This window comes from Carboxylicivirga litoralis (assembly GCF_025499605.1).
GTDB lineage: Bacteria > Bacteroidota > Bacteroidia > Bacteroidales > Marinilabiliaceae > Carboxylicivirga > Carboxylicivirga litoralis.
In genome coordinates this window covers 188,228-200,216 of the sequence record NZ_JAFMVC010000003.1, presented here as the reverse complement: position 1 = coordinate 200,216, position 11,989 = coordinate 188,228, and the positions used below count along the sequence as shown (strand labels likewise).

General features: G+C 42.6%; 2 protein-coding genes. Both read right to left on the bottom strand.

Features of this window, described 5'->3' with window-relative positions; genetic code table 11:
* Position 1: 1 nt before the first annotated feature.
* Positions 2-943 (bottom strand): PorP/SprF family type IX secretion system membrane protein, encoded by a 942-nt coding sequence (locus tag J1N10_RS04620; RefSeq protein WP_262325503.1) that lies wholly within the window; start codon positions 941-943, stop codon positions 2-4.
* 13 nt (positions 944-956) lie between these two features.
* Positions 957-11,876: a PKD domain-containing protein gene (locus J1N10_RS04615; RefSeq protein ID WP_262325502.1), complete on the bottom strand. Its 10,920-nt coding sequence runs from the start codon at positions 11,874-11,876 to the stop codon at positions 957-959.
* Positions 11,877-11,989 lie beyond the last annotated feature (113 nt).

Here is an 11,989-nt window from a genome sequence, read left to right as displayed (position 1 = left end):
ACTAGAAATATCTAGGTGTAACAATACGTTTTTTGGAGAATGGGAACTTATAGTTAATCATGATTTCATGACTGCCGGTTGCCGCCTCGTTGATATCATTCAGAATGATGTCATAGGAGTAGCCAATCCGGATGTCTTCAGTCAGAAATATTTCAGCTATTGCTGCAACACTTTCTTTCCAACGGTAGGAAACACCTATGCCCAAGGCTTCAATAAAATAAGCATTCGCATTTAAATCTACTGTCATGGGTGCTCCATAATTGGTGCGCATCATCATACTCGGCTTCAACACAAAGTTGTCGCTTATCTCGAACAAATAACCACCTGTGAGGGCAAAATAAGGACGCATTTCACCAGCACCAGCGTCATCACCATCAATATCAGCATCCGTGCTAAAGTCATTCTTTAAAATCATTGGCATGGAAATACCGGCATAGTACTTCTGGGTATACCAATAGGCTCCAACTCCAAAATTCGGATACCATTTATTCACATCCTGATTCAGGGCGACGTCATTACCTTCAGTGGGGCTTAACTCACTAAACTTTGAACGGGCATTGGTCAGGTTAGCCTGCAAACCCAATGATAAGATGCCTTTACTCCCATGGTGGATGCGGTAGGCATATGATGGAGAGAAAGTGGTCACCGAAGTTACTCCCACTTTATCGTGCAAAATCATTAATCCTAATGCTACATTATCTTTGCGCAATGGCCCATGTGCACTAAACGATTGTGTCTTGGGTGCACCATCAAATCCGGCCCATTGCGAACGAAAATGTGCTGTTGCACTCAATGTCTCATGCGTACCGGCATAGGCCGGGTTGATGGCCAAGGTGTTAAACATGTATTGGGTAAACATTGCTTGCTGCTGGGCTTTACCAGCACCACAAAACAATAGTATCATTCCCAGTAAGATGAATTGTATGTTGATAATCTTCTTCATTTCCTCTTAATAATTAGCGATTAATAACCAGATAACCTTTAAGGATGTCGGTACCATCACCCAGATTAATGATGTAGAAGTAGGTACCATCGGCCACTTCTTTCGATGAACTCTGATTGCCTTTGCCATCAAATCGAATATCGGCATTATTATATCCACGGGATTCGTATATTTTCCCACCCCATCGATTAAATACCTGCACCTTGTTATTCGGATAGTTTTCAGCACCTTCGATGTACCAGAAATCGTTGACCCCATCACCATTTGGTGTAAAGGCATCCGGCAGATTTTCCAAGCCTTCACCGCAGATTGAACCTTCCAAAACTATCAACCTAACGGTATCACTTTCAATGGCAGCACACTCGCTGGTAAAGGCCAGCAACTTATACAAGTTACCATCATACAAGGTATTATCGTTGATAGTCAGAGTTTCGGTATTACTACCCGAATAAACACCCTGATCGCTCAATGGATTGTAAGAGGCTCCGTTATCTTCAGATACCATCCACTGGAACTCAACTATACCTGCTCCCAGGTTGTCTGCCAAGGATGTAAAGCTAGCCGACTCGCCCGAACATAAATTGTTAGGTTCAGGTTGTTCAATGATTTCAAGTGGACCTTCAATGTCGAATACACGCATTATATTCAACCCAGATGTGTTACAGGTGCCTGCATCGTGGATAATAGTAATATCAGTCACTGTTATTTCCTGTTCGCCACCGTTAACCAACTGGCTAGCCGGAATAGTGAAACTTGCTATACCATTTACTACTGTACCATTTGCTGTAAGATCGTTTGCATTATTTGCTCCACTCAAATTATAATAGAACACCAATTCACTATTCGGAAGTGTTGCAGTTAACTCAGCAAGAGCATCTTCTCCTTTACAAATATTAGCAACTTCAAACGTACCGGTTACACTGCCTTCGACTTCGACAATATTAAAATCATCCCGAATATTCAATGGCACACCACAGCCTATTCCAGTTTTATAAGAAACATTATGAAGTACAATATCTGTACTACCTGGATTAGGCAGTAAATCACTTGAAATAGTAAACGAAGCACTTCCATCTCTGGAACCAACCAGAACCAACTCAACAACAGGCTCATCTGTTACATTAGCACCTTCCAGAGTATAAGTAAATAAATAATTACCGTCTTTTAATTGACTCTGAATTTCAACGGTTGCATCCCGACCACTACAGGTGCTCGCCACATTAATACGCAACTCATCCACAATCGGTATTGGTTCTATCTCAAAGTCAGATTCAACATCAATAACCGGCGAACCACATTGAGCACCAATAGCATCAATTACCTCTAACACGCTAATGTTATGACTACCAAAATTAGGTAACAGGCTCGATGGAATAACAAAAGTACCTGAGCCATCGCCATTGGACAACAATAATTCTGTCTCGTAATGAGCAATAGGGTTCGCACCTGTTATATCCATTACGATGGTATATAAACCATTTAAAATATTTGATGTTACAGAAACCACCTGATCCTGCCCCTGACAAATATTGGCAGGTAAAATTTGCAGGTTGGTAATATTGGGCAGGCGTGAAATGGTAAAATTGTCTTTGGCTACAGCAGCTATTTCACATTGTTGTCCCGACAGGTATTTGACATTCGTCAGCCATAGGGTACTACTTCCCACATTTGGCACTAAAGAACCCGGTATTAGGAAGCTGAAATTACCATCTCCTGAATTAACATTAACAGTAATTATTTGCGTTGCTACATTGTTCTTACCTGTTATCTGGTATTGCAACTCATAACTATCATCCAGCAGGTTACTTACTACCTCAACCAGTATATCGTTTCCTTCGCATGCATTGCTGGCAAAAATATTTAAGCCATCAACCACAGGAAGTGGAGTCACTTCAAACTCTCCTTTCAGGGAAACATCCTCAGATACCTCACACATCTCACCATTTAATGAGCGAATGGAGAAGATATGAACAACAATAGCACCCACATTACCCAAATCAGCAGCATCTAATACAAAGTTCGCTGCACCACCTGTAACTGTCACAATTTCTGTTTCGGGCAGCTTCATATTACTACCCAACAGCTCGTAGGTCAATTCATACTCACCATCTATTAAGGAACTGGAAATATTGACATCGGCCTGATCATATAAACAGGCATTGTCAACTTCAACGGTAAAATCAGTAATATTAGGTAAACCTTCCACTTCAAAATCATCGGTAATCGTCAAGCCAGAAACACCACAAGCCAATTCAGTGGTGGATTTCACTTCAGATATAATGACCGAATAGTTGCCTGCCACATTTAAATCATAACCCGGAATATTAAAACTACCTTGTCCTTCTTCGTCTATCCGCACTAATGAAGCCAGATCTCGTAAACTACGAGCTCCGCTAAAATCATATTTGATTTGATAAACACCCGGTAATAAATTACTAGTGATAGTCACCGTTGAGGATTGCCCCACACAGGTGTTGGATGCTTCTATTGCCATACCATTGGTTAACGGTAAAGCCTCAATGTAGAAGCTGGTTTGGGCTAATGATATTGCCGTACAGTTTTGGGATGAATTTATATCCTCAACCCGCAGCATAGTAATGGTATTCATACCCGGATTGACCAACACACTGGCCGGAATCGTAAACAGGGCATTACCGTCACCTGTTGTGAAACTAATCTCCTGCACCTGGTCATAGATATTATTAGATCCATTAACCTGATAATAGAAACGATAATCACCATCTGGCAGATTACTTGTCAGGTAAACCACTACATCATTTGTTTCACACTCATCTTCAACAAACACCTTAAGCTCACCAACAACTGGCACCGGCTCAATTTCAAACGATGCTTCAACCGAAAGTCCTGCTTGGCTGCACAACTGACCAATTGCACTTGCAAGCCCTGTTATCTCCAGATTCTCCATGCCAACAGCTACCAAATGGTCTGCCGGAATCTCAAATTGGCCCGAGCCATCACCACTTGTAATAGATAAAGCAGCAACATTTACATTCGAATTATTGACTCCGGTCAGGTTATATACCACTTCATAGTCACCGTCATCCATATTACTTGTGAGGACAACCACTGCAGAATGACCTTCACAAATATTATCGATTGTGGCTGATAACCCTGTTACTTCAGGCGCTGGTTCCACAGTAAAGTCAACAGCAGGCTTCTCAATCACTGTTCCGCACATTTCACCATCCACACGTTCAATGGAAGTGACGTTAACAGATGTCACTCCAACTGTTGTTAAATTACCGGCAGGTATCTCAATCGTTCCTTGCTGACTCTCAAACACTAATTCTCCAATTAGTCCGGTGGCGGCATTGGCTCCTGATAAGTCATAAGTCACATCATAAATATTGGTTGAAAGAGTAGTGCTTTCCACCAACACAGAAGCATCATTTCCTTCACAGATATTATCAACCGATACTGTTAAATCACTGGCATCTGGCACTTCCTCTACATCAAATACATCTGAGGCTGCCAGTCCGGATGTTGAACAGTTATTACCATAAGCATAATCAATCTGCACAACGGTTATCCCAGTCGAACCACCATTGGGTATCTGAGCTGCCGGTATGGTAAAGGTGCCTGTTCCATCTGCCGAACTTAAGCGGGCAATAGCCGTTAATCCGGTTGCTGCATTATCGCCAAATAGATTATAGGTAAATTTATAATCAGTATAACCAACATCTGTATTCACAGATAGCATGCTGGTATAATTCACAACCGCATCGTTACCGGCACACAAATTATCGACTGATATCGCAAAATCATCTCCTGAAGGAGGCGTTGAACTATGCAAATGCGCAGCATCGGAGGTCACACTGGCACATTCCCCAGTTGAGATGATGACTGTAAAGGCAGCTCCATCGACTCCTCTTCCATAACCAAAAGCGGGATTAGCGGCTGCAAAAGCCGTTAAATCTATTAATGTCAGCGTTTCGCTGGTTGCCCCGGAAATAAGACCCGGATCATCCACTAAATCAACGCCATTCATTTGCCACTGGTAAGTTAATGTACCGCCAGCACCCGCATTAGCAATTACTTCAAAGAAGGCCGTTTGCGTATTACACACATGCGCATCGAGTGGTTGCTGCGTAATGGTTATAGGCCCTTCTACTGCAACCGTTACTTCAGCTGCTAATTGGTTCGCATTACAATTGGTCCCTGAAGCATCCGCATTTACGGGCGTTGCTATAATATTATATGTTGTTGCGTCAAGCGGTGTAACGATAAAGGACTGGTCGGCTCCATTGCCGGTAAACTCCTGCCCCGTTAAAACATCGTCAATACGCAACTGATACAACACATTATTTTCAGTTCCTGAAACAGTGATAGTTGAAGCCTCACCACTACAAACAATTGTTGGAATTGCTGCAACACCAAGATTTAGATTTGGTGAAGGTATCACCTGTATAATAGGACTGGCAACCAATACCTCAGGACAGTTTAAAATGGTGCTGCTCGCGGTAACTTCATAGGTGGTAGTGATACGTGGCAATTGAGGCAGGAATTGAATCGTTCCGCCCGTACCGGCAATCGCGCTGCCAATATTGACACCCACATCATCTTTCAACTGGTAGTTGACGTTAAGCTCAGAATCATCAATAGAGATAATCCCTCTATTACCTTCACAAATAATATCACCATTCACCGGAATAGATGTATCAGGTGCTGGTGCAAAAGTAACAATGGCTTCATCGGTCAATTTAACAGTATTACAGGCAACTCCTTCTGAATTTAACAATTCAGGTGTGGCATATACCTCGTAAATGGCATTAGCCGATGGTTCAGGCACAATAAAATTAAGCTCTGCCCCTGTACCTGAGAGTGTTTCAGTATAACTACCTCCCTGCTCGCGCAATTCATAAGATACACCAATCTCAGTTGGGTTAATTGTTATAGTAAAGTCACTTCCACTCTGACAAACATCAGGATCACTAACAATAGCATCAGTGGCCGGTACCTGTATGATGGTTACCACTGCTTCATCGGTTAATTGTACAACGGCACAAATTTCATTCAACGAAGTATTGGCAAATACCTGATAAGTAGTGTTAGTGTTTGGAGTTGGTGACAAAACAAATGATAAATCACCACCTGTTCCTGTTCCCGTTTGCACATCCACACCCCCTTGTCGAAGTGTGTAAGTGACATCCAGCTCGGCATTGCTTACCACAATAGTTGCATCATCACCGGCACAAACAATAGGGTCACTCACCGGATTAGTAGTGGTTGGAACAGGCACAATGCTAACAACTGATCGATCTGTTATTTCGACAGGTGCACACGCATTGCCATCGCCATTGGCCACAAGTGGCTGTGCCAGTACATCATAGGTTCTTGTAGTAATTGGTGTGGTAATGGTAAAGTTAATAGCACTTCCTGTTCCTACTACCGGTGAACCAATAATGGTTTTATCACTATCCAAGCGTAATTGATAACTTACATTTAATTCACTACCTGATAACGTAATGACGGTATTAGGCTCCGGAGCTTCGGCACATATTTTAGGATCGGACAAGGTGAATGTGATATCCGGTACGCCTATCACCTCAAATGAACCATCCTGATCCATGGTGTGCGAGCACGCTCCATTTTGCACATCAACCCGGTATTCAAACAAACCGGCATCAGGCAGATTGGCCGAAGGACAAACAATGTCCAAATCGCTACCAGTACCAACAGCACTTGCCACTTCGTCATTGCTGTTTATATCAACAATCGTATATATATAATCCAACTCACTGCCTGTAATGGTAATCAGCCCGTCCGTACCAAAACAAACATTACCTGCGTCGGTGACGGTCAGTGAGGTCGCTGGCATTTTATCGATACGAATGGCGACAGGTGTTTCGGGCCATACGCGGTAGCAAAAACCGGCATTGTCAACCCCCACCTGAAATAAGAAATCGTTGCCACCGGCAGGCAGCACGCTGTTAGGGATGGTAATAGACAAGTCGTTACCGGTTCCATTGGCCGTTGCCACAACTGCATTACCGTTCTCGACATCCAACACATAGTAGGTCATTTCAACTTCCGAATCCCTGATGATAATCAGTGCATCCTGATCCTCACAAGTATAATCAACATCAATTGGTAAAGTTAAATCCGGTGCTTTTGTCACAAACACCTCCAGGCTTTCGCTGATGACTTCACAATTACTATTAGAGGTAACGGCTCTTCGATAATACGTTGTTTGATTCAACAATGGAGGCTGATAGGTAGCATCAGTTGCTCCACTGATATCATTAAATGTAGTATTATCCAGGCTGCTCTGCCATTGGTAAGTAAAATTACCTTCACCACCAGCAGGCGCTGAAGCCGTTAACAAGGCCGGTAATTCATCTGAACAAATAGCCTGATCTTCACCAATCTTATTGCCCGTAATCTCAGGCAATATAATCAACTCAACTACATTTGAGTATTCCGGATCACAGACGCCACTCTGTACCAACACCCGGTAATAAGTTGTTTCAACTATATTCACAGGCGTGTATTCATCTGTGGTATTAGCAATGGATGTGTAAGTTGTAAAATCAGTTGTTAGTGATGATTGCCATTCTATAATATCGCCGATATAGTTATTCAAGGTTAATTGACGATTGTTATCAGCATAGCACTCGGTATAATTACCATCTAATGTGCCGGCATCAGTAACAGGATCGATAGTGACTTCAAACAACGGCGATGTCACACTACAATGACCCGAATGAATCTGGCGGCGGTAATAATAAGTTTGTTGGGTGGTGTTGGCCTTGGCTTCCACCTGGTAATCTTCCTGCTGATAATCACCTGGCGCATTGCTCCAGCTGCTTTTATCTGTACTTTCCTGCCATTTATAAATATACTCCGTTTCCCAACCGCCAGTAGGGGTTGCTGCATCAAGCAACGGAGGTTCAGCATCGCAAGTGGTTATCACTCCTCCTTCGGTTGTATCAGAAATTGGGTCAGTTACAACAATCTCCTGACTCACTGAAGCCTGACAACCTATCTCGGTAGTAACAGTCATGGTTACCGTATAACTACCCGGAGCATTATATGTAAAGGATGGATTTTGAGCTGTAGATGTGGAATTGGCAGCATCGCCAAACTCCCATAGCCAACCTACAATATCGAAGCGACTATCAATAATACCACCTGTTTCTTCGGTCTTATCCTTAAAATTTATATTTCTATCCTGGCAGCCAATGTTATTATCCAATTGAGCTTCAAAAGCCGGCACCGGCTTGTCGCTTATTACAATTGGTTCAATATCCGGTATATACACGAATGGCCCACAGGCTTCAGGACCACGGTGATCTTCTAAGGTCAGCTTAGGTTGAAAAGAACCAACTAAATCATATTGATGTTCAATGATATGTGTTGTTTCAGATTCTCCGCCAAAAGTATGTTTATAGGAAGGACTTCCATCTCCAAAATCGAGCTGCAGATATTTCGTATCTACCAGCCCTGTCACTACAAAGGTAGTAATCGGATCATCCGGACTATCCAAACAGTGGTTAGGTTCGGTGGTAGCTGTAAAATCATCATAATAAGAACCATCAACGGTTAAGGCGGCTGGTTGTGTCACAGTTGCTTTACAACCTCCCTTGCTGGTAGTGGTTAAGGTAATATCATACACACCGGGATATAAATAAAGCTGCGATGGATCCTGACGGTTAGAAGTAGAGCCATAACCATCATTAAATTCCCAAAACCAAGCGACTACATCAACCGAGGTATCGGTAAAAGTAACATCAACAGGCGCACAACCCACTTCTGAAGGAACAGTAAACGAGGCATTGGCTTCATAAATGGAAATATCGGTAGTATGAACACTTGTACAACCTGTATTATTGGTGACGCTTAGTGTAATGGTTTTCGTTCCCGTGGTTGAATAGCTCACAGCCGGTGGATTTGCTCCACTAAAAGTGGCAGGTGTAGCATCGGCTCCAAAACTCCATTGCCAGTCTTCTATGGTAAATGGGTCATTATCTTTTGATTGATCCGTAAAATTGATGCCCTCATCAATACAGAAATTTTCCTGTGCATCCACCTTAAAGTCGGCTTTTGGATTGGGTACTGATATTAGTGCAGGCTGGCTCAATGTATTGGAACACCCCTGACTATCGGTTACTTTTAACGTCACCGTTTTATCGCCAGCAGTTGTGTAATTAACCTCAACGGGCGTTTCACTGGTTCGTGTAGCTTCCAATGGATCTGCTCCAAAACCAAAGGTCCACTCAAACCCTACATTTTCATTGGGGTTAGGATGCAAATTAGTTGTACTTGTAAAAGTAACGGTTTGTGTCGGCTCTAAACACTGAATGGTATCATTGACATTGGTTGTTAACCAGGTAAAATCAGCAACTGGTCCGCGCACATCAATATAATCTTCTTTGACAACCTGCTTAAAACAGCCAAAACCTTCATCCATAGAAAGAGTAACAGTTTTTAAGCCCACCGTTGAATACAATACCGCAGGCGGATTAGGCCCTTCGTAAGTAGCCGGCTCAGCCCCTTCTCCAAAATCCCAGGTGTAAACTAAATCTGGTGCTGTTGAAAGAGATGTGTTTGTAAATGTTACCCTATCAACAAGAGCGCTATGACAAATCAATGTCTTATCGGCTTCAAAATCAACTTTACCTCTTGCTACTTGCAATGTTTGTGACATCACATCGATGCAACCAGTTGTATTATTACGCACATATAAAGTTGCTGTAAAAACACCCAGGTCAAGGTATCGATGTGTTCGTGTTGGATCGCTGCCTGTTGCCCATTCTGAACTACTAGGACCGGGATAGTACCTGCCATCACCAAACTCCCAGCGATATTCGTCAACACCTTCACTCAAGCGCCCCGGGTTGGACGCATCATTGGCAGTAAAAGTCACTTCATCAGCCAAACCACAATCAGATTCCTCTGGCAACTCAAAGCGCGCCACCGGATAACCAATTTCTAGTTGTTCCTCAAAAATATTAGATTCGCACCCATTACTATATACACGTAGTGTTACCGTATAAGGTGTTCCTGTATCTTCTGTATCATCCAGATATTCGTGTGAGGGATTATTTAACATTGGATTAAGAATCGGGTTGCCCGATAAGCCAGTACCATCTCCAAAATCCCAGATTAAGCTATCAATAGGAGCCGTGCCTGTTTCACTTGGAATTGATGTATTAACAAATTGCACAGGCGAACGGCGACATACATCACTCTGATCAATCGTGAAAGAGGCTGTTGGTGGATAGCCCCGCTGAACAGCAGCTGAAATAATGGTATCTTTGATACATCCTGTTGCTGTTTCAATGGTAAGTTTTACACTGTACCGACCTTCATCACTGTATTCATGCGAGGCTAACGGTTCTGTAGATTCAAAATCGATCACTCCATCGTTTTCAAAATCCCAACTATAATTAATGATGTCATTCGACCCATCGGGCAAATAGTTAGAAGAAGCGCTGGCATCAAACTGAGCTGTAGCAGCAAAACAGCCTTCCACGCCGGTTGAAACTGTAAACTCGGCATGCGGATAAATAATATCGATGTACTCATAAGTAGAATGCAAAACACATCCCGCCTCTGTTGTTGCCTGAAGATAAACAACAATGGAGTCGCGTGCCCCTGTATAAGTGTGACTAACAATATTCTCAGTACCTGAAACCGTATAGTTGGGCGTCTCACCATCGTAATCCAAATCCCACTCATAAAGCACAGACCCTTCTGTGGCGGTAAAAGTGGCTGTGTAATCCTGACAGCTTTGATTGATGTCAACAGTAATTTCAGGTGCCGAACCTTCATTCACCGTTATAAAATCACTCATGACTTTACTCGACTGACAACCATTACTAAAAGTCACAAATAAGGTAACGGTATAAGGACTGCCACTATGATCGTTATAAGCGTGTTTAGGGTTTTGCTTATCACTGGTAGTACCATCTCCAAAATCCCATAAATAACTAACTACTTCACCGCCATTACCATCTACAGAAGCATCTGTAAAAGTTATCTCTTCGCCCTGGCATACTTCCTGAGGTGTGTTGGGCAGAAAGTCAACCGTATTATCCTCAAACGAAATCACTTGTGTCATTTGATCCAAACAACCGCCAGGGGCCGTAGTTACAGTTAGTGTAATTTCGTAGGTACCCCCTGAAGCAATAGTGAAAGTTGGGCTTTGCTCCGAACTCATATCAATATTACTCCCACCTTGTTTATCTATCGACCAGTTATATCGGTCAATGCTGTTTTGTCCATCTGTTGATTGATCTGTTAGTTCTATATCTAAAGGGAAATTACAGGTGGCATCGTAGTCAATATCAAAATCAGCCTCCGGAGTAGAGTACAGAACCACTGCACTTGGCTCAAAATAAGAGGCGGTACAGCCGTTATCATCCGTTACATCTACCAAAACATTATAGGTTCCATAATCGGTATACGTATAGGTGGTGCTTCCGGAACCTGTTAGGGTGACGTCTTCTTTACCATCGCCAAAATTCCATTCCCAGGTGGAAATACTCGCGCCATACTCGGGCACAACACCAGTATAATGAAAGCTAACATCCTTGGATCGCTCAAAACAACCCGTTCCATCTATCACTTCAAAATTAGGCTCTGGTAAAGCATGGATGGTAATTGCAGCCACCTTTGAATCATCACCATTAATGGTTAATTGTGCACTGTAGATGCCGGCATCAATATACGTAGTTGAGGCTGTTCCATCGTTGGTATCACTAATAGTGCCGGTAACTACCGGTTCTCCGTTTCCAAAGTTCCACTCATAGCTTGAACCATTTACGGGATTAGTAATTGAAAAAGTGACTGTTTTCGAACCACAACTTTCATTGTTTAATAAATCGGTGGTAAAATCTGCAGACTGCGCATACGAAGCCCCTGATAAGAGCAGGAACAATAATAAAGGTATTATTCTTGTCAAATTCATTGTTTAGGTTTGTTTAAGGTTCACCCTCAGTTTTAATAACTGTTGGTAAGTACTAGCTGTCAATATACATAAAATATCATTTAATTAAGCACTCTTTTGATGAGGCATATCAT